We start from the raw sequence: 19,286 nt of genomic DNA on the forward strand, positions 1-19,286 counted from the left end.
GACTCGGATCAGAACAAGGTGTAGATGAACGGTGCCACCGCCGTGCCCTGGGTCAAGACCACCAATGCACCGAAAACGCCGAAGATGATGAATATCGGCAAGAGCCAGAACTTCTTGCGGACACCCATATAAGCCCAGAGTTCACGTATCAGTTCCATGTCGCATTTCCCCCATCATGATCCGACGACGGTCTTGCCGCGCCAGAGCCCCGCCTGCGTTCAGAACTGATTGCGCATCGTCGCCGGATCCGGTTCATGCGGTGAACGTTTAATCCAGTAAGTGTCGACGCCTTTATCAAATGAAGCGGCGAGCGGATCGTAGCCGCGTATCCTCAAGAGAAGCCCGATCGGAACGAAGGCCGCGATATAGATCAGCAGCATCACCGCGGGATTGACGATCTTGAACAGCAACAGACCAAGCTTGGTCCATAGCCGGTTCGGAATGGCGAGCCAGTTGGGTGCGGCGAACGCCAACAGGACGAGGACACCACCAATGACGGCAATCGCTAAGGAGATCGTTGTCAGCCCACCGCTGATAAGCCATCTCACGAGCACGAAAACGAGAAGAATGCCTCCGACCGTATAGCCGAAGCTGCGGTTGGAAGGTCCCTCCGGGATATGCTCGAGGAAAGCTTCGTGAGACTTGTTCATTGGGCACTTCCTAAGCGGTCAGTGCTAATTTCTAAAATACTATACGGCTCATATTGCAGTCGCGCCTTGTTTGAAAGGAATAAAGGAGAATGGTATAGAACAAGCGGGGGTCGAGCCAGTCAATATACCATTGGATATAGACGGCAGCCGACGCGTAGTTCCGGCCGAAACGATGTAGCAGCTTCAAACGGGCCATCGATCAGACTTCGCTCTTCTCCCAATTCGGGGAGACTCGATAGGCAGAAGCAGGTATATTCCGCTTACGCAAAAATGCCCCTGTATTAATTTCTATTCTGAATCCATTTGTGTGAGTTCAAGTGCAAAAGATAATACTCTTATCAGCCAAAACCGTCAGGGCAGACAAGTCGAAATCCGCCGCCTGAATCCGGCGGTGGGCAAGCGTACCTCTTACTGAACGGTTTGCGAGAGGGGACAAGGCGTCATGATCAAGCGGCATCTCGGGCTTGTGGTATGTGCCCTTCCGGGCCTGTACCTGTTGGCAAGCCCCATCTACGCTCTGCTGAATTACCAACTGTTCGCAGCTGAAACTCCGCATTTCGTCCGTTACGTGCTGATCCCGGGCCTGCTGGCGATAACCTTCTTCGCCGTGGGCCTGTTTGCGAAACCGCGCTTTTCCGCACTCGTCGGTATTTGTGGCTCGAGCGTGTTGCTGGCCCTCTTCCTCTTTGAGGCGATGCATACGGTTTCGGTCGTGTCCGTCCGGTTGGGCATGCTCGGCCAACTCAGCGAGGCGCAGGCCGAAACGCTCAAGCGCAACAAGAATGTGGTCCCTGGCTTCACGCTTCGTGGACTGAACCGGCTTTCGGGCACGGACGAACTTTCCGAGGCGCTGCTGTCGGGCTTTCCGTCGACGCAAGTGGTGCTGTGCACGTCCAAAAGCGGCGTCGTCAGCTACACCGCTGATCGGTACGGCTTCAATAATCCCGACGACGTGTATAACCACCGCGTGGACCTGATGCTCCTCGGGGACTCGTTCGTCGAGGGCTTCTGCTTGCCCCCGGGCGAGGACCTTGCGTCGAGGCTGCGGGCGGGGGGCCTCAGCACCGCAAGCATAGGCATCCGAGGAAACGGTCCCCTGATCGAGCTCGCAACACTCGGCCGTTTTGGTGAAATTTTGCGACCCCGTCACGTGATGATGGTCTTCTTCGAAGGCAACGACTGGGAGAATTTGGAGCGCGAACTTGCAGTGCCGTGGCTTCGCACCGCGCTTTCGCCGGATGCGGACTATGGTTTGCAAACGACCGCGCAAGAAACCATGCGTCAGGCTCGAAGCATTTTGGCGGAGCGCCAGAGCGCCGGAGTGACGAGTGTGCAGCTTTTCACGAAAACAGCCTTGTTGCGCAATTTTGTCGCCCTGCAACAAACTCTCACGAGGCTCGGGCTGGTCTATCCCAAGATTACCCCGGACAACCCGGAGTTCAGACGAATATTGCACCGTGCGAAAGCACTTACCGAGAGCTGGGGCGGCTCCTTTACACTGGTCTACGTACCCAGGATCGACCGTTTCATCGGACCTTTTTCATCAGATAGGCCCTTCGACCCACTGAGGCGGAAGGTTCGCGATGCTGCCGCGGCCGAGGGCATCGAGGTAATTGATATTCATGAAGCCATTCGCGCCCAAGCCGAGCCTATTCTCATGTATGCTCCCGATGCCCATTTCAATCCCGCCGGGGCCAAATTTGCCGCGAACGAGATTCTCCGCCGCGTGGAGGCGATGGCGCAAGGCAACCGGGAAACCGTAGAGAAGAAGTGAGCTGAAGATCGCGCGGAGCATTCGAGCGTCAGCTGCTCGCCCGGTGGCGCCGCCGCCACGATGTCAGCTGGAGCCAAGCTGCAGCCGTTGCGAAATATTGGCGAGCTCCACGCGTGTCGTGATGTTGAGCTTGCCGTAGACACTATGAAGGTGGAGCTTGACGGTGCCGGGGGCTATCCCAAGCCGGGCGGCTATTTCGCGGCTGCGCAAACCTGCGGCTGCAAGGCGGGACACCTCGAGTTCGCGGGGTGTCAACTTCTGCATGATCGAGCGACGTTCGGCCTCGCGTTCCCGGATGCGATCAATCGCGGCACCCAAACCTTGATCCGCGACATAGGTGCGGCCCGCGATGACGGCGCGAATGCACTCGACAAGCGCACCCGGCGCCTGCTCCTTGAGAACGATGCCGCTCACACCATTTCGCATCGCTTCGGCAAGTTCTTCATCGCTGATATCAGCGGTAAGAATGACGCAAGCCAGCTCCGGCCGGTCGCGGCGAAGCTGACGGACAAGGTCCAGCCCGTCTATTTCCGGCATGCGCAGATCGATGACGACGAGATCGACTGGCTTGGTCGAGACAGCCTCGATCGCATCTGCGGCAGTTCTGCATGTCGCAACCACCTGCAAACCGGGTTCGGCGTCGATCAATCGGCGCAACCCGTCCAGAACTATCAAGTGATCATCGACGACTACGATGCGCGAACTCATGGATGAGCCGGGATCTTGATGGTTATCCTCGTCCATTGCTCCACCTTGTCGATCGAGAGTTCTCCACCCCATGTCGCCACGCGCTCACGCAGGCTTCGTGGACCGACCTTGCTGCTCTCCAGTTCGGCGTGCTCAAGGCGCCGGTCAAAGCCGAAGCCCGTTCCGTCGTCGTCGACAGTGAGGATCACCGTTCCGGCATCGAGGCAAAGCCGGGCCTTGAGCGTTCGCGCATTCCCGTGACGTGCGGCGTTGGCGCACGCCTCCGCGATCATGCGCGCCAGCTCGTCGATCACTGCTGCCGGCAACCGAAGGTCTTCAGGTGCCAGAGAAAAGCGAAAGTCTATCGACCATTGCTGCCGCAGACGTTCAGCCAGGGCTTCCAATCGAGGCGCGAGCTGGCGGTCCCCGGCGTGGTCATCACGAGATCCCGGTTCGAGCGCGCGAATGAGCGCACGAAGATCTCTCTGTTCTTCGAAAAGCATCGTTTGGATAGCCATCAGTCGCCTGTCGATCTCGTCAATATCGGGCTTTGACGAGCGCAGGGCTTGGAGCTGCAGGGCTGTGCCGGCCAGCGTCTGCAGCACTCCATCGTGAATATCGCGCCCAATTTTTATGCGCTCCTCAAGCGCGGCGGCATCGCTGAGACGGCGCAGCAATATCGCCTGTTCGAAGAGTGTCTTCAACCGATCCGCGACGATTTCGGCCATGGCGACGTCATCGAGTGTCTGGGCCGGCGGATCAAGGAGAAAAAGGCGAGCCTCGACATCGCTCACCTCGAACTGCACCGAGATCGCGGAAACGATCGAGAATTCGGCGACGAGAGCCGGAGAAATTGGCGATCCGCCTCCGCGCCAGCGATCGAAACGTCCCCCGCCGCGATGGATGAGGGCTCGGGAGCGCTTTGCGTCGATGATCAGAAGACTTGCCCCCTGCAGCACCTCGGGCGTCCATGGCAGATAGGCGGATGGCGACAAATGCCTGGCCTCGAATGTGCCATTCTGCCATATCGCGAGGTTGGTCCAGGGTTCGTCACCATCGCTCCAGATCAGCAGCGCGCGTGGCACACGCATCACCTGCGCCGCATAGTCCAATGCCGCCTGGGCCGGCCAATCGCGCCCGTCGGACGCGGAGGGCGTCCGTTCGACCAGTCGCAACAACTCAGAGCGCACCGCCTCCTGATGCGTCCCGAGCCACGTGAGAAGAAGGGTTGCCATCAGCAGGAAGAGAACGAACGACAGCGCGACTGCGGCATCCACGTCCGACCTGAACAACCAGGCGGTATTCGAAAGCGCCAGGTATACCAGGATCGCAACGCCAACGAGACCGGTCCATAGGGCGCCGCGCCAGAGCCAATGTAACGTCGCTGTCAGTTGGACAAAGGGCATGAGCATGAAGACCGGCCCGGACACGCGACCTTCAAGAAACGCCAAGGCAATCAACGTGGCGACATCGATGACATGCCGTATGAGGGTGCCGCGGACCTGATGGACCTGTGCTTTCCAAACGAAATGGGCGGCAACGATGGCGTAGACGAGATAAGCGACCAGCAGCCAGAAGACGAAGTCCGAGCGGACGGGCCGGATCGTGGCATCCAGCCATGTGAGCCAGAGGCTGCCAATCGCCAGGACAATTCGAGCAATGGCGATCACACCGTCCGAGCGGGCCCTGAATGTATTCATCCACGTCTGGCGACCGGTCGCCGTGGCCAGTCCGCCTTGGGACGCTGCTGTAGAAATCGCGGCCGCCCAGCGCTTCACCGCCACCGTCCATTCCTTCAGCGTTACAAACCACTGGCGGGGACTGAACGCCCCCTGCAGGAAGGTACGCGACACTCTCATTTCGGCTCCTGTGCCGATAAAATTGCCACTTTACAGAACTGCGCCGCAGATCTCCTGGACGCTTTGTGCAGTCGCAGGGCAGAACACACGGAATTATGTCGAATTACATCACGAAGAGCTAGGTTCGTTCGAGATTTCTAGTTCCGTGCCGGCCTCGCGGACAAGGCGCAGCCCCTGCAACGCGCGCTCGAAGAAGGTCAGTGTTGGAGAGCCACTCTGATGGGTTTCTTGGGCCAGGTGCGGACGGGCGTCAGGACCCGAGCTCCGGGTCTCACCGGGCCCGTGTTCTCGTCATTCAATGCGCTTATCGATGGAGCTTGCTGTGTACCGGCGGGCGCTTCCCAGTGGGCGAGGCCCAAGCCAGTACATCAATACATTCACCATCGCCGCATAGAACGACGAAGCCGCGTTCCGAATGGCATTGAACCTGGCCCACCAAGCCGATAAACCGACCGGCGTTTTCGATCTGTGCGGCTGCGTCGACACGGATCTTTTCGCCGTTGTAAAGGGAAAATGCGCCGGGGTAGGGGGCGCCGACTGCACGGATAAGGCGGAGCACCGAGGCGGCAGAAGCATTCCAGTCGATCAGGCCGTCCTCAGCCGTGCGTTTGGCACAATAGCTTGCCCTCTCATGATCCTGCGTCATTCGCGGTGCGTTACCTGTCTCTACCAGTGTAACCGCCTCAACCACCATCTCGGAGAGATTTGCTGTATGCTTGGCATAGAGGCTGCGTGCGGTTTCGTCGGCCGCGACCGCGAACAGCCTCTGAAGCAAAATGGGACCTGAGTCGATCCCTTCATCCAACCAGAACAGCGTCGAGCCCGTCACATCTTCAGCCCTTATTATCGTCCAGGGAATGACTGCACGACCACGCAGAAGTGGCAACGCTGCCGGATGGAACCCGATGGTGCCTTCACGCGCAACATCTCGAAACGGCTGTCGGCAGACCTGCGACCAGCCGATGACAAGCGTGAGATCGGGCTCGACCGATGCCATTGCCCCCAGGACGGCAGGACTGTTGATGTCCGTCGTGTAGCAAACCGCGCTCCCGGCCGTCCGCGCCAGATTTCCTATATCGGCAAAATCAGAATGGCGTCCCGCCACCTCGGAGGGGAGAGTAATCACCAGCGCAGGAACTCGCCCAGCATTTATGAGCGCTTCTAAAGCTATTCTGGAGCTTTCGACGGAACCAACGAAAACGATACGCATGATCCAGCAATGGCCAAAATAATGAACAAGCGCGAGACGTCCTAACCGGACGGGCAATATGCAACGTTATGTACAATTGGGTTCATTGAACACAATAAGGACTGCGGTGTCCAGCGCGGAAGCGCTCAGTTCTTCACGATCGGAGCTCCTCAATGCTCATTCCCTGTCGTCTGGCTTCGTGGGGCCGACGCGGCCGGTTGCTTGACCGACGTCCACTGTGCGACGAGCGTCGGCTTAACAGGGGCCAGTGGACCAACAGCGCGCATAAAATGTACGCGGTGACGCTCGACTTCGTTAGCAACGAGAGACAGGCAAAAGATTGCCCCTCCACGTGCTATGCCCTTTGTTTGCGCGGGCATTTCATCGCTCCTGCTTAGCTGTTGCTTGCCGCAGCCGGCATTTGTCGGAGGGGTGCTGCTTGAGTGCAGCATTGCCGTTTTCTACGCTTGCTGAGAGGTTAGTGGCAGGGCGCTGCCGCCCTGTTCAACCGATCCAAGACCTCGAAGCTGAAGTCATTCCTTGCGAATAATGCGCGGCGCGCTATTCTGGATACCGTCGCGGGACATGTTTTAAGTCTTCCGCGTCACAGGACATCGGACGTGAAGCCGATCAGGCGTGACACTGACGCCGTAAAATGCGATGCTAGCAAGTTCAAACTGAGTTATTGCGCCGTATTGAATATTTTACTAAGCTAACTGAATAGAGAAAATTTTTATTTTTGAAGGTTTCCATGACGACATTCGTTCCGGATGGCAGCCTATCTGCTCGCGCTCATTATCGAGAAAGTGTTGAATTCGCCGCTCAGCGGAGTGGGCATACGATAGGCCTTTCAGATGTTTGGGCCCTGATCAAGCGGCGTATGTGGCTTATCGCTTCAGTGGTCATCCTGTGCACTTTGCTGGCTACTGTTGCATCGTATACGCTTCCTAAAACCTATACCGCCAGCTCGGAAGTGGTGTTGGAGCGGAAAGACGTTCGGCCGTTTGCGACTGACGCGTCCTTGACGTCGCTTGAACGCGACCGCTCGGCGGCAGAAACCGAGATGGACGTCCTGCAATCGCGGGAGTTTGCCGGCCGTATCGTCGATCGATTGAATCTCATCGATGATCCGAACTTCAACCCGCATGCCCGGGGCGGCAATAAATCGGAAGACTTCGGCGATCGGCTTCTTAGATATCTCGCAGGAAGTATCGGAATCCAGAGGCCGCGTGATCCCGTTAGAGTTCCGGACACGAGAACTCAACGAGACCGCGCGATTTCCGCGGTCCTATCCCAATTTACCGTGAGCAGGACTGGCGAGAGTCTCGCGGTAAGAATCACTGTAACGAATAGCAATCCTAAACTCGCTCAAGAAATCGCAAATACGATTGCCAGCCTATACGTTGAAGCTTCGCTCGAGTTCAAGCAGTACGAACGGATCGCAGATAAGGAACGCGCGCTTAATACAGGTGGCGCCGTAGCTTTTCTTCGGCAGAGCATGACGCAACCGCTCTTGATAACATTGCGGAACGAAGAGGCCCGTTTGCAGCAGAATAGAGCGGAACTCGCTGCAAAGTTTGGCAAGAATCATCCTGAGATGATTGATGCAGATTCGCAGATCGCGGGTGTTCGCAACATGATCGAGGATGAGGTTCAGCGTATCTTGTCGGATCTTGAAGCCGAATCTTTAAAGCCAAGTGCACGTATTGTGTCGGCCGCGGAAGTTCCGAGTTCGCCATCATTTCCTAAGCCCAATATTATTATCCCGGCGGCATTTACAGGGTCCACTATGCTGGCCTTTTTGCTCGCGCTCATGCTGGAGACAGCCGACACGCGAATCCGAAGCGGGCAGCGTATCTCGCAACTTCTGCGGCTGCCGAACCTCGGCTACGTACCAAGGGTGCCGAAGCACCTGCTGTCGCCCGACACCAAGCGGTCGTGGTGTATTCCAGACTGGAGCAATTTTACGTCAGCAGAAGCAGAGCGGTCAGTCTATATGGCCTGTCGCTACTCTGAAGCGAAACAACCGCATCGCGTTGTCATGGTGACCTCCTGCCTTCAGGACGTCGCGAACGCCTCCACGGCATGGGGTATTGCAACTGCTGCGGCAGCAGACGGACGCTCTACCGTGTTCGTGAATCTCGATTTTCATCAACACAACGTCCCGTATCTGAAAAGCGCGGAACGTTCGCCGGAATCGATTGAACGCTATCTTAGAAATGAAGCTTCCCTGGCGGATGTGGTACAGACGATTCCGACTTTACCTGCTTTTGGTTTCATTGACGCGACGCCCGTAATGATGGAGCCATTCAGATCCTTGGACTCAGACAAACTCTGTGAGTTGATTTTGGCGCTCAGACAGAACGGGTATGATTTCATTGTGCTTCACGCTCCGCCGGTCCTCACCTCTGGGGATGCAAACTGGCTTTCGCCCTTTGTTGATGGGGTGATTTTGTTGGTGTCTTGGGGCAAAACTACCGAAGAGCAGTTGCTGGACAGTGTGTCTCAGCTTCGGATGAACCATGCGCCGTTGATCGGCACCGTAATTAACCAAGTTAATCCGGAAGTTCATGAAAGCCATCGCTACGGAGGCTTTGTCATAACTTCCAAACGCATTCCGGCTATCGGTTGGACTCAGGGCCGATTCCGCCGCAATGGCGAGACTTTCAGTCACGCGGATACAGAAGTAGAGGTGAACACCTTTTCCACGTCTTCGGCGAGGGCCCCGCTCAATTCTTCCTCGCACGTCCGTTAGAATTCGTGCTCGCGAGAATTGGGCCTCGCCCATTGAATTGCAACCACCGCTAGTAATCCGCACGGCATGAGCGACGATGGCTGCTGGAAGATAATGGTGTTTCAGATATGCATTGAGTAGCGTGCGGCGCGCTGTGATGTTTGCAAAAGTATAAAGGCCCTTGGGCAGAAGGCCAAATCATATAGCTGCGGCAATCGCTTTGCGCTTTCGAAGGTTCTGGTGGAGACGTTCAACATGAGGGAATGCGGCAAGCAGGTTGTTGTATGTTTTCCTTTTATCGGAGATTTTGTTGGCGGAAGCCACATGTCTGCACTTGGGTTAATCCGGAACCTCCCCAGGTCGCGTTTTGTACCATTGGTTGTCCTTCATGATACCGACGGTCCAGTTGCTGATCTGTTTCGTCGAGAGGAAATCGACTTTGAAGCCGCTCCCGTTGTGAACCGTTTGGAGCGGGCGGGCGCGCGCAATGGTGCGGCAGCCGTCAACGTCGCGCGAAGCCTTCCTGCGCTTGTGAGTTTTCTGAGAGCAAAAAATACCGCGATAGTGCACACAAATGACGGTCGCGCACATCTCGTTTGGGGACTTGCAGCACGACTCGCGGGATCGAAGCATCTCTGGCACCACCGCGGGGACGCAAGTTCATTTGGACTGCGACATGTCGCTCCCTGGCTCCCCAGCCGCGTCGTAGCCGTTTCGAAATTTGCGTCGCCGCGCCCGGGCCTTTTCTCGGCTGCGGGCAAGTGCAGCGTCGTTCACAGCCCATTCGACGTGATGAAAACGATCGGCGTCGAACGCGAAGACGCTCGGAAGAAAGTGATAGCGGCGATTGGATGCTCGGCCGAGACGAAGCTCCTTGGATATGTAGGAACTTTGGTGGACCGCAAGCGGCCAATCCTGTTTGTTGAAGCCTTGGCGGCGCTGAAGCGGTTAGCGCCCCAGGTCAAGTTTGCGGGACTGTTTTTCGGGAACGCGCTCAACGGGCTCGACGACGCTGCAAGGTCGCGCGCCGAAGCACTGGGACTTGCCGATTGCATTCACTTTATGGGCTTTCGTTATCCGAGCGAACCTTGGATCGCAGGGCTCGATGCTCTTCTGGTAACGGCCGTGAATGAACCTCTGGGAAGAACGCTTGTCGAAGCTATGCTGCTAGGCACACCAGTCATTGCGGCCGACTCAGGTGGAAATCCGGAAGTCGTGGAAGATGGCGAGACCGGCATGCTCGTTCGCGCGGATGATCCGGATGAATTCGCCAAGGCATGTTTGACGCTGTTCAATAATTCTGCCTGTCACGATCACATCGTGGAAACAGCGCGCATCGCAGCGCGCGCGCGCTTCAGTGTCGAACGCCACGTGCATGCAATTACATCGGTTTACGAAGAGCTCATGGGTATCGATGGGATTCAGCGCTCCACGAGCGCATCGATAAGCTGTGATCACGCGAGTATTTAGTGTGAGGCGATAGTAGTGTCAGAGGCAGGCATGACAACGGCTGCTCAGGTACACGTCGGGGGTCATTCTCGCAGATTGCACATTCACCTGGCGGTGATTGAGCGTGTGGTCGTCTACGTGGCAGTTTTTCTAGCGCCTTACGCCACTTTGCGGTTTTCTGCTCTTTTCTTTACCTTTAGCGATTTCTTTTTTTGCTTGAGCCTTTTCCTTCTTCTGATCAGCGGGCGGGTTTGGAACAAACCGCTCGAGCAAGCAACAACACTTTGGCTTTTCGCGTTCACGCTCTTGTTCATCGGGATGATGATCGGAAGCCTTTTTCACAACAGTCCCGATCGCGGGCTGATTGTGACAGCGCAGTATCTCTTCGCGTATCTGATTTTGATGATCATCCTGATCCGTAACGACCCCAGGGAAGCGTACCGACTGGCAGCGATTTTCCTGGCAAGCATAATTCTCATCGATATCCACGGCATCATTACGTTCTACACGGTCGGCTATGTGCCTGGAGAAGGACGGGGCGTAGTGACGGGGGGAAAGCGCTTGGCCACCGTGCTGCGAAATCCGAATCTGGCAGCGGCGATGAACGGTCTGACAATGCCCATTCTTCTCTTTTTCTGGTCTTCAGGCCGGATCAAGTCTTACGTGGCTTTGCCGATAATTGCACTTTTCATCGTTACGGTTGTCCTCACAAGTTCCAACAGCGGACTGTTTGTGACGGTGATTTGCTTGACCGTCTTCGTTGCGTTCATTTCGACCCCGCGGTTGCTGTTACGCCTGACACTTGGAGCCGCTATTCTTGTTGGAGCCTTGGCGCTATTCGGCAGCAAAGACATGTTGCCCAAAACGTTCCAAACGCGCGTTCTGGGCGCTATTTCCTCGGGTGATATCTCAGAAGCGGGGACTTTCGTCTCAAGAGCAGCACTTATGGAGGAAGCTCTTCAGATGATTTCTGATGAGCGGATTTGGTTCGTGGGAATTGGCGCCGATCAATTCCGAGAGAGAAGCGTACAAACTGCTCCCGTTCACAATCTTTATCTTCTTCTCTGGGTTGAAGGCGGGTTGCTCGCGCTAGTCGGCTGGATGATGTTTTCGGGTGTGAGCGTGCTGCTTGCGGTGGGGATCAGAAGGGCTGGTGGCGATAAACATGCACTAGCGGCGATGGTTACGACTGTCGTGGTCTTTCTCACGATCGCTTTATTCAATCCGCACATGTATGCGAGATACTGGACAATACCAGTTCTTTTATGTCTCGGGCTCGGCCTTGCACAACTGCGGCGGACCACACGCCATGGCTACGTGCCCCGGTGAATCGCGGAATATCTAAGGTTGGCGAAGAGATGAGAATGAAGTAACGTCACGCATAGTCGGCAGTAACTCGGACGATTGCCGGCAAACGAGCACTCATTATTGATATATTTTGTCTTTTTATTTTATCGGGGGGTACATGGCCGTCGGTCGTCGCGCTGGTCAGATTGTCATGGGGTTGTGATCACTTCATTTCTGCCTGCATAACGGGACCGCACCGGGTGGTGCTGTAGCGATCGGAGGGACAGTGGATGTGCCCGGATCGTGGCGACTACGGTAGTGATCGTACCTCGAGGCCGGAGGTCGCCAGACATGTTGCGTCGGTGACCAGTTCACGAGAGCAGTGATCAGTTGTCGAGAGAGTGAGTGTTATTCCGGTGCGCATGCAGACGCACAAGATGCAAATGCCAGACTCAACATCAGGGTAAAGCACTAGCAAATGGAAGGCTTATAGGATGCCCTCGCAATCAACTCGCATTGTTTATATCGCAGGCTACGGGCGCAGCGGGTCAACCCTTCTCGACATTGCATTGGGGCAACATCCCGCGGTGGTGGGAGCGGGGGAGATAACGTCTCTCACACGGCACGTATGGAGCCACAATGAATATTGTGCATGCAGTCATCCAATTCGTGACTGTGCCGTCTGGAGTACAGTTTTACAAGAGTGGTCGAAGGGTTGGGATTCGACACTCATGTCGGAATATTGCGCACTTCAACAAAAATTTGAAGGATTGCCGATGTTCATGAAAGTATTTTGCGGCGTTGGTCTCGGAAAGCAATTTGCGCCATATGCACTTCATACAAAACGTCTATTCGACGCGATGCTGTCGTGCTCCGGCAGGCAAATGATTGTCGATTCTTCGAAGTTGCCGGGCAGAGCGATGGCGCTTGCCCAGATCCCGGGAATCGACATGCGCGTCATCCATCTGGTGCGCGATGGGCGTGGAGTGGCATGGTCGCTGCTCAAAGGTTATGAGCGCGATGAAAAATCAGGTTTACAGAAGGAAATCAGGCCAAAGTCCGTATTCAGGACAGCGTTGCGTTGGAGTATCGTCAATCTTGCAGTCGAATATCTCTTGCGAAAACTAGGCCCGCAAAAGGTCATGCGAGTAAGATATGAGGATTTTGCATCTAATCCTGTCGAGATTATGCGGGAAATCGGAACATTTCTTGAGCTTGACCTGAGTGAAATCGGTTCGACGCTTCAAAACGGCCGCCCCATCGGACCAGGGCACCAGGTCGCAGGGAATCGATTGCGTATGAATGCATCAATCGCACTCAATAAGGATGAGGCGTGGCGAACACGGATGCCGGCCGGTCAGCAAGTTTCCTTTCAGCGATTGGGCGGTTGGATGCTCAGACGCTACGGCTATCTTTGAGAAGTCCGCATTATCTCATCGGCAGAGATCATGTGCCTCTGCGAACTATAAAACGCATTCGAGAACCTGCACTGGCGATTACACTCGGGAAAGAACGATTTCAGCTTCGATCTGGTGGCATAAGAGCATGACGGCAATTACTCAGTCGCGTGGTGCAAGCGTATTTCATTTCACGGCCGCTCGCTGCTTGATGTTGGCGGGGCTGCTCTGCGTGTCGTGTATCGGGAACCCGCAGGAGGCTATTGCCCAGGTCGCAACGGCACTCGAGCAGCCTCTTTCACCCAAGCTTCCGGACGGTAGGCAACGGGCCTTTCCCACGGCCGAAGGCTTCGGTGCCGGCTCTATCGGGGGCCGCGGGGGAAAGGTGATCTATGTCGTTAACACGAACGAGTCGGGTCCAGGTTCCTTGCGGGACTGCGTCGAAGCGTCCGGGCCGCGCATTTGCATCTTCCGCACAGGCGGTACCATTGTCCTCGGCGAGCGATCGTTGGTTGTACGACATCCGTTCTTGACGATTGCCGGAGAGACGGCGCCGGGCGGAGGCATTGCCATCCGGAACAGCGAAACACAAATACGTCCTTCAATCGAAATTGTGACCAACGACGTGATCATAAGGCACATTCGTCTTCGCGCTGGTCCGCATACGCGCAAAGCATGTTGTTCCGGGGGCCTCGGCCTGTACTCCGAGGCGGCGAAAAACATCATGCTTGATCACATCTCTGCCAGCTGGGGATCGGACGAGACGATCGATTCAGAAGAGGCCAGCAATTTCACATGGCAGTGGGGAATTACCAGCGAGCCGCTCCTGCAAGGCGGGCCGGGGAAAGAGAATCGTGCACGCAATATGTTGTTCACCAAAGGCGGCAACCTCTCTGTGCATCATTCCCTTTTTGCGTTCGGCAAATTCAGAAATCCGCAGATAAAAATGAAAATTCCCGGCGCAGTCGCGGATGTCGTGAACAACGTTTTCTTCTCGCCTCAGTGGCAGTACGTCCTGAGCTTTGGCGATGAATGGGCGCATAACCAGGCCAATGTCGTCGGCAATTACAAGATTGCAGGAGAGAAGTTGCGAAACGATCACATGGTGCATCTTTTCGATGAAAGCGGACTTGGCCACTCGATTTATGTCAAGGACAACTACGACGAACCCTATCGGACTGAATCCGGACAGGATGAGAGCTTGGTTTTGGCTGAGGAACAGAGGCGATTTGTCGTGGCGGCACCATTTGGTGCGCCACAGGTCCGCACCTCCGCGCCTATGAATGCCTACGAAGATGTCCTGGCGAATGCCGGCGCGACAAAACCGCAACGCGATCCGGTCGACAGACGCATAATTGAGGACGTCAAGCATCGTCGCGGACGATTGCTCGAAAGAAATCCGATGGACGTTGGCGGGTGGCCGGAGCTTGCTGCTGGGATGCCGTACCAAGATGCTGATATGGACGGCATTTCGGATGATTGGGAAGTCAAGAACGGCATGGATGCGGCCGATACCAACGACGGCCGGCAAGATGCGGACGACGACGGATGGACAAACCTGGAGGAGTTTCTCCATTTCATGGCCGGAGATACCGGAGGCGGCAACGTCGGGTTACCCTCGGGCCAAGAATGATGTCGTTACGGGTTAAGAAGGCTGTGTATTCCTCCTAAGCTGGACGCAGAGAACCATGGCGTCCGGTGATTGCGAGGGCGGGTGATGATCTCTACTGCATGTTCCAAATCCTAGCCGATCCAGGAAATATGCAGCAATTCAACGTGCTACAGCGTCCTTCGCGAGTCTGATGAGACCCGCGGCGCTGCAGGCGACGCGTGAAGGTGTTCGTTTGGGTTGAATGGAGGCGGGTTGACAGGCCATGACCGTGAGTGCCAGCAAGTTCTATTCATCGAGTGCCGATGCGATCGATGTGGTGTCGGAATCTGCCTTCTTCGCCAAGCTCAAGATGCGAAACGGCACCTTCAAGCTGACCCGGCCTTCGCGTTTTCGAGAGCTGGAGGTCGCGTTTCGACCTTTTATCGAGGAGCGTACGGGCTCGCTCAACGAGGTCCTGGATGTGGGGGTTTCCACCGGGTTGACGACCGTGGAACTCGCCAGCTTCTTGAAGGATTGTGGTGCTGCTGTCCGCATCACGGCAACCGACCTCTTCATCGAGGCACACATCGTGGAACTGGGGCCGAGCTTCAGAGTATTATGCGATCCGGAGGGGTGGCCGCTGCAGTATGACGTCTCGGGGATCACAATTCGTCCGTGGGTCCGAAGGCTGGACTACGTGACGCTGGCTTTTATTCCACTCGTCCTTGGCCGCAGCATGTTGCGCCCGCGCCTGCGCTCGCGGATAAGGGCCGGGATGAGCAGGCCCGTGCAAATGATTACCCGATCATTGCCATCGAAGGGTGAAATAGAATTCGTGGAAAATGATATCATGCGTCGGTCACGGCACTTTATCCGCCGGTTCGATTTGGTGCGTGCCGCCAACATTCTGAATACGAGCTATTTCTCGCCGGACCAGATCCGGACCGCGATTGGGAACATACACTCCTATCTCCGCAGTCCGGGCACCTTGGTCATGATTGCCCGCACGAATCGCGCGCAGGAAAATGCTGGCACCCTGTTTGAGCTCAGGGAGGACGGCTCGTTCGCCGTATTGGAGCGCGTGGGTGGAGGATCAGAGATCGAAAAGCTCGTGCTGGATTTCCGTGCCCCCTGATCTTCGATATGGGGAGACTGAAAGAGGGCATTTCACAGCGCTCACAGCTACTTGCGAGCGCGGCAGCTGCTGTTTGGCCCGTTTCTTTTTGTGAGCCATCATAGATCCAAACCCGCCTCCGCCTTCCGATGACGGCGGCCGCCGCCCCTGACCAGCGGGTTTGAAGCATTGCCGCCATCTCTCGGCACAAGAGCACTACACGATGAGAAAATCTCCCGTTGTCAGACCCGGACGCGTCGTGAGCACGGCGAACTGCACGGCCGTGGCACCGGAAAGGCTGCCGTCGGCATCGTAGTAGAGCGCACCGGTCGCCGTGTCGTAGATGATCCTGTGGTTCGCGTCCTGCGCCTCGGTTGCGCCGGCCGCCGCGTGGAATTGCGCGCTCGAAAGGGAACTGCCGCTCAGCGCGGTGAAAACGCTCCGCGACAGGGCCAGTTTGTCTCCCGTGTCAAAATCCGCGACAGTGTCGATATTCGTCGCGCCGAGGGCGAAATCGAACTGGAACGTATCGGCACCTGCGCCACCGAAGAGCGCGTCGCTTCCGCCGCCTCCCGAAAGCAGATTGGCGTTCGCGTCGCCCCTCAGGTTGTCACCACCGGTCCCGCCCCAGACGTTCTCGATGTTGCGGATCGTATCCTCAGCCACGCCTCCAACTGTGACGGTCGCATAGGTGGCGCCATTGAGGGTGACAGAGACCGATGCGCTCTTGTCGCGATAGCTTGCCGTGTCGGCGCCCGCCCCGCCATCGAGAGTATCCGCGCCGCCGCCGCCCGTAAGCAGGTCCTTCCCGTCATTGCCATCGAGCCTGTTTGCAAGATCGTCGCCCGTGAGCGTATCGTTTCCCTTACCGCCGAACGCATTCTCGATGTTGCGGATGGTGTCTTCCGCCGTGCCTCCGACGAAGACGAAGCTGTCGTTTCCTCCGTCAAGGATTACCCTGACGGAAAGCGTCTTCTCGCGATAATCTGCCGTGTCGACGCCTGCGCCACCGTCGATGAAATCAGATCCGAGCGCGCCCCGGAACAGATTGTCCGCGCCGTCGCCGACAAGAGTGTCGTTGCCGGATCCCGATAGAAAATTCTCGATGGCGCGGATGGTGTCCTCGGCTGCGCCGCCGACGAAGACGCTTGCATTCGCCGCGCCATTGAGAGTGACGCTGATTGCATCGGTCTTCTCGAGGTAATCGGCGGCATCGATGCCGTCGCCGCCGTCCAGCACGTCCTTGCCCAGCCCGCCCTTCAGCGTGTCGCCGCCGTCATTGCCGCGCAGTACATTGGCCAGGCTGTCGCCGGTGAGTGTATCGCCGGCGGCGCCGCCCGAGATGTTCTCGAAGTTCCTGATCGTGTCCTCATTCACACCGTTGACCCTAACGGTCGTGGCATTCGCCCCGTCGAGCGTGGCGACGACGGACCTCGTCTTGTCCCGATAATCGGCCGTATCCACACCCGCGCCGCCGTCGAGACTATCGGTGCCGCCGCCACCGCGCAGCGTATTGATACCGCCGTCGCCGGTCAGTTCGTCGGCGCCAGCGCCTCCGAAGATGTTCTCTATGTTGCGAACCGTGTCCTCGGCCACCCCGCCGACTGTCGCGATCGCATTGGCAGCCCCCGCCAGCGTCAGGACGATCGCAGCGGTCTTGTCGCCGAAGTCAATCGTGTCGGAGCCAATGCCGCCGTCGATGACGTCGAGTCCGCCTCCGCCCTTCAGCAAGTCGTCACCCGCACCGCCGACCAGAACATTCGCCTGTGCGTCGCCGGTGATAACGTCCGAAACGGCGCCACCGGTTACATTCTCGATATTGCGGACGGTATCTTCGGCAACCCCGCCGACGAAGACTGTTGAGCTGTTGGCGCCGTTGAGCGTGACCGCGATTTGCTTGGTTGATGCCGAATAATCGACCGTGTCGCTACCACCCGACCCGTCGAGCACATTCGCAAGACTGTCGCCGCCCAGGACATCATCGCCCGAGCCGCCGATGATGTTCTCTATGTTGCGAAGCGTATCCTCAACAACCCCGCCGACGGACACCGTAGCGGCGCTCGCGCCGGCCAGCCGGACGACCAAGGACGCCGTCTTGTCGCTATAGTCGGCCGTATCGACGCCACCGCCACCGTCCAACACGTCGGCACCGAGGCCGCCGCGGAACGTGTTGGCGGCCGCATCGCCCGTGAGCTGGTCGTTGCCAGATCCGCTGATGATGTTCTCGATGTTGCGGACCGTGTCCTCTGCTGCTCCGCCAATGGTCGCGACGGCGTTGGTAGCACCGTTGAGTGCGATGACAACTGATTGAGTCTTGTCGCTGAAATCGGCGGTGTCGCTGCCGCCACCGCCATCCAATGTGTCGGCACCGGAGCCGCCGCGGAACGTGTTCGCGGCGGCATCCCCCGTGAGCGTATCGGCCGCCGACCCGCCGACGATATTCTCGATTTTCGCAATCGTGTCCTCGGCAATGCCGCCTACGGTTACCGTGGCCAGGCCGCTGCCGTTCAGCGTCACGGCGATGGCGGCTGTCTTGTCGCTGTAATCGGCGGTGTCGCTGTCCTCGCCGCCGTCCAGGACGTCGGTCCCGCCGCCGCCCTTCAGCCAATCATCGCCGCGCGCGCCTGAAAGCTTGTTGGCGGCGGCATCGCCCGTGAGCGTGTCGCCCGCCGATCCGCCGACGATGTTCTCGACATTGCGGATCGTATCCTCCGCAACACCGTCGACAAAGACAGTGGAGTCATTGGCGCCGTTGAGCGTTACGACAACCGCATCCGTCTTCTCCCTGAGGTCAAAAGTGTCGACCCCGGCGCCGCCATCGGCAGTGTCGTTGCCGGCGCCACCGAAGAGTGAATCGTCGCCACCGCCGCCGTTGAGGGTGTCGTTGCCGGCCTCGCCGCGCAGGACGTTGTTCTGACCACTGCCGGTCAGGGTGTCATCGCCCGAGCCGCCATAAGCGTTCTCGAAGTTGCTGATTGTATCCTCGGCAAGACCGTTGACGAAGACCGTGGTCGGCGTCGCTCCACCCAGGGTGATCACGACCGACGTGGTCTTGTCGGTGTAGTCGGCCGTGTCGTTGCCGGCGCCGCCGTCGAGCACGTCGCTTCCGCCCCCGCCTCTGATAAGATTGTTTTGCGCGTCGCCGGTGATGGTGTCGGCACCCGAGCCGCCATAGACGTTTTCGATCTTGCGGAGAATGTCTTCGGCAACACCGCCGACCGTCACCACCGCATCATTGATCTCGTTGAGCGTGACGGTGATCCCTGCCGTCTTCTCCCGATAGTCGGCCGTGTCCACGCCTGAGCCGCCGTCGATGACGTCAGCCCCTCCCAGTCCCTGAATGAGATCGTCACCGGCCGCGCCGAGGATCGTGTCGTCCTGATCCGTGCCGATGAGGGTATTGTTTCCAGATGTGCCGGTGATGACTGCCATGGCTAATCCTCCCGTTCCGAATCCCTAAAGCCGCAAAGCGCGGGCAGTGGGTTCGTTTCAATGCTTCAGTGCGGTGCGCTCGCGCACTTTTCATTCGTTGCGGTGCATGTCGTTAACGCAAAA

Annotated in this window: 13 protein-coding genes; 7 read left to right on the forward strand and 6 right to left on the reverse strand. The window is 57.5% G+C overall.

The window, feature by feature from the left end; all coding sequences use genetic code 11:
- Positions 1-8 precede the first annotated feature (8 nt).
- Together ILFOPFJJ_RS19675 and ILFOPFJJ_RS19680 are read right to left on the reverse strand one after the other, a co-directional pair.
- On the reverse strand, positions 9-158 hold the full coding sequence (locus ILFOPFJJ_RS19675) for a DUF5989 family protein (protein ID WP_173512238.1): 150 nt from the start codon (positions 156-158) through the stop codon (positions 9-11).
- Positions 159-218: 60 nt separating this feature from the next.
- Positions 219-650, reverse strand: a complete 432-nt coding sequence (locus tag ILFOPFJJ_RS19680) for a hypothetical protein (protein WP_173512239.1) — start codon at positions 648-650, stop codon at positions 219-221.
- A gap of 442 nt (positions 651-1,092) precedes the next feature.
- On the opposite strand from ILFOPFJJ_RS19680, the gene ILFOPFJJ_RS19685 reads away from it, so the two are divergent.
- Positions 1,093-2,424: a GDSL-type esterase/lipase family protein gene (locus tag ILFOPFJJ_RS19685; protein ID WP_173512240.1), complete on the forward strand. Its 1,332-nt coding sequence runs from the start codon at positions 1,093-1,095 to the stop codon at positions 2,422-2,424.
- Between the two features lie 63 nt (positions 2,425-2,487).
- Here ILFOPFJJ_RS19685 and ILFOPFJJ_RS19690 read toward each other — a convergent pair whose 3' ends face one another.
- The 3 genes from ILFOPFJJ_RS19690 to ILFOPFJJ_RS19700 all read right to left on the reverse strand — a co-directional run bounded on the left by ILFOPFJJ_RS19690 (position 2,488) and on the right by ILFOPFJJ_RS19700 (position 6,180).
- Positions 2,488-3,132, reverse strand: coding sequence for a response regulator (locus ILFOPFJJ_RS19690; RefSeq protein WP_246299687.1), 645 nt, complete (start codon positions 3,130-3,132; stop codon positions 2,488-2,490).
- Positions 3,129-4,970: a sensor histidine kinase gene (locus tag ILFOPFJJ_RS19695; RefSeq protein ID WP_173512242.1), complete on the reverse strand. Its 1,842-nt coding sequence runs from the start codon at positions 4,968-4,970 to the stop codon at positions 3,129-3,131. The genes ILFOPFJJ_RS19690 and ILFOPFJJ_RS19695 overlap by 4 nt, the downstream gene beginning before the upstream one ends.
- A 304-nt stretch (positions 4,971-5,274) precedes the next feature.
- On the reverse strand, positions 5,275-6,180 hold the full coding sequence (locus ILFOPFJJ_RS19700; protein WP_173512243.1) for a methionyl-tRNA formyltransferase: 906 nt from the start codon (positions 6,178-6,180) through the stop codon (positions 5,275-5,277).
- Positions 6,181-6,910: 730 nt separating this feature from the next.
- Between ILFOPFJJ_RS19700 and ILFOPFJJ_RS19705 the strand changes: the two genes are divergently transcribed.
- From ILFOPFJJ_RS19705 to ILFOPFJJ_RS19730, 6 genes are all read left to right on the forward strand, one after another.
- Positions 6,911-8,914: a GumC family protein gene (locus ILFOPFJJ_RS19705; protein WP_173512244.1), complete on the forward strand. Its 2,004-nt coding sequence runs from the start codon at positions 6,911-6,913 to the stop codon at positions 8,912-8,914.
- Between the two features lie 303 nt (positions 8,915-9,217).
- Complete coding sequence (locus ILFOPFJJ_RS19710; RefSeq protein WP_173512506.1) at positions 9,218-10,363, forward strand: glycosyltransferase family 4 protein; 1,146 nt, start codon at positions 9,218-9,220, stop codon at positions 10,361-10,363.
- A gap of 15 nt (positions 10,364-10,378) precedes the next feature.
- On the forward strand, positions 10,379-11,671 hold the full coding sequence (locus ILFOPFJJ_RS19715; RefSeq protein ID WP_173512245.1) for an O-antigen ligase family protein: 1,293 nt from the start codon (positions 10,379-10,381) through the stop codon (positions 11,669-11,671).
- Between the two features lie 452 nt (positions 11,672-12,123).
- The gene (locus ILFOPFJJ_RS19720) at positions 12,124-13,047 is read left to right on the forward strand and encodes a sulfotransferase family protein (RefSeq protein ID WP_173512246.1); all 924 of its coding nucleotides are present in this window, start codon (positions 12,124-12,126) and stop codon (positions 13,045-13,047) included.
- Positions 13,048-13,174: 127 nt separating this feature from the next.
- The gene (locus ILFOPFJJ_RS19725; RefSeq protein WP_173512247.1) at positions 13,175-14,659 is read left to right on the forward strand and encodes a pectate lyase; all 1,485 of its coding nucleotides are present in this window, start codon (positions 13,175-13,177) and stop codon (positions 14,657-14,659) included.
- A gap of 241 nt (positions 14,660-14,900) precedes the next feature.
- Positions 14,901-15,752 carry a class I SAM-dependent methyltransferase gene (locus tag ILFOPFJJ_RS19730; protein WP_173512248.1) on the forward strand — a complete coding sequence of 284 codons (852 nt, stop codon included), beginning with the start codon at positions 14,901-14,903 and terminating at the stop codon, positions 15,750-15,752.
- 195 nt (positions 15,753-15,947) lie between these two features.
- Here the strand turns inward: ILFOPFJJ_RS19730 and ILFOPFJJ_RS19735 are convergent, their stop codons facing one another.
- Positions 15,948-19,163 carry a beta strand repeat-containing protein gene (locus tag ILFOPFJJ_RS19735; protein ID WP_173512249.1) on the reverse strand — a complete coding sequence of 1,072 codons (3,216 nt, stop codon included), beginning with the start codon at positions 19,161-19,163 and terminating at the stop codon, positions 15,948-15,950.
- Positions 19,164-19,286 lie beyond the last annotated feature (123 nt).

Origin of the sequence: Sinorhizobium psoraleae (assembly GCF_013283645.1) — a bacterium.
Taxonomy (GTDB): Bacteria; Pseudomonadota; Alphaproteobacteria; order Rhizobiales; family Rhizobiaceae; genus Sinorhizobium; species Sinorhizobium psoraleae.

What these genes read in the sequence shown, in the direction of transcription:
- ILFOPFJJ_RS19720 (WP_173512246.1), top strand. Translation starts at nt 12,124, where the DNA reads ATGCCCTCGCAATCAACTCGCATTGTTTATATCGCAGGCTACGGGCGC.
- ILFOPFJJ_RS19700 (WP_173512243.1), bottom strand. Translation starts at nt 6,180, where the DNA reads ATGCGTATCGTTTTCGTTGGTTCCGTCGAAAGCTCCAGAATAGCTTTA.
- ILFOPFJJ_RS19735 (WP_173512249.1), bottom strand. Translation starts at nt 19,163, where the DNA reads ATGGCAGTCATCACCGGCACATCTGGAAACAATACCCTCATCGGCACG.
- ILFOPFJJ_RS19695 (WP_173512242.1), bottom strand. Translation starts at nt 4,970, where the DNA reads ATGAGAGTGTCGCGTACCTTCCTGCAGGGGGCGTTCAGTCCCCGCCAG.
- ILFOPFJJ_RS19710 (WP_173512506.1), top strand. Translation starts at nt 9,218, where the DNA reads ATGTCTGCACTTGGGTTAATCCGGAACCTCCCCAGGTCGCGTTTTGTA.
- ILFOPFJJ_RS19685 (WP_173512240.1), top strand. Translation starts at nt 1,093, where the DNA reads ATGATCAAGCGGCATCTCGGGCTTGTGGTATGTGCCCTTCCGGGCCTG.
- ILFOPFJJ_RS19690 (WP_246299687.1), bottom strand. Translation starts at nt 3,132, where the DNA reads ATGAGTTCGCGCATCGTAGTCGTCGATGATCACTTGATAGTTCTGGAC.
- ILFOPFJJ_RS19675 (WP_173512238.1), bottom strand. Translation starts at nt 158, where the DNA reads ATGGAACTGATACGTGAACTCTGGGCTTATATGGGTGTCCGCAAGAAG.
- ILFOPFJJ_RS19730 (WP_173512248.1), top strand. Translation starts at nt 14,901, where the DNA reads ATGACCGTGAGTGCCAGCAAGTTCTATTCATCGAGTGCCGATGCGATC.
- ILFOPFJJ_RS19680 (WP_173512239.1), bottom strand. Translation starts at nt 650, where the DNA reads ATGAACAAGTCTCACGAAGCTTTCCTCGAGCATATCCCGGAGGGACCT.
- ILFOPFJJ_RS19725 (WP_173512247.1), top strand. Translation starts at nt 13,175, where the DNA reads ATGACGGCAATTACTCAGTCGCGTGGTGCAAGCGTATTTCATTTCACG.
- ILFOPFJJ_RS19705 (WP_173512244.1), top strand. Translation starts at nt 6,911, where the DNA reads ATGACGACATTCGTTCCGGATGGCAGCCTATCTGCTCGCGCTCATTAT.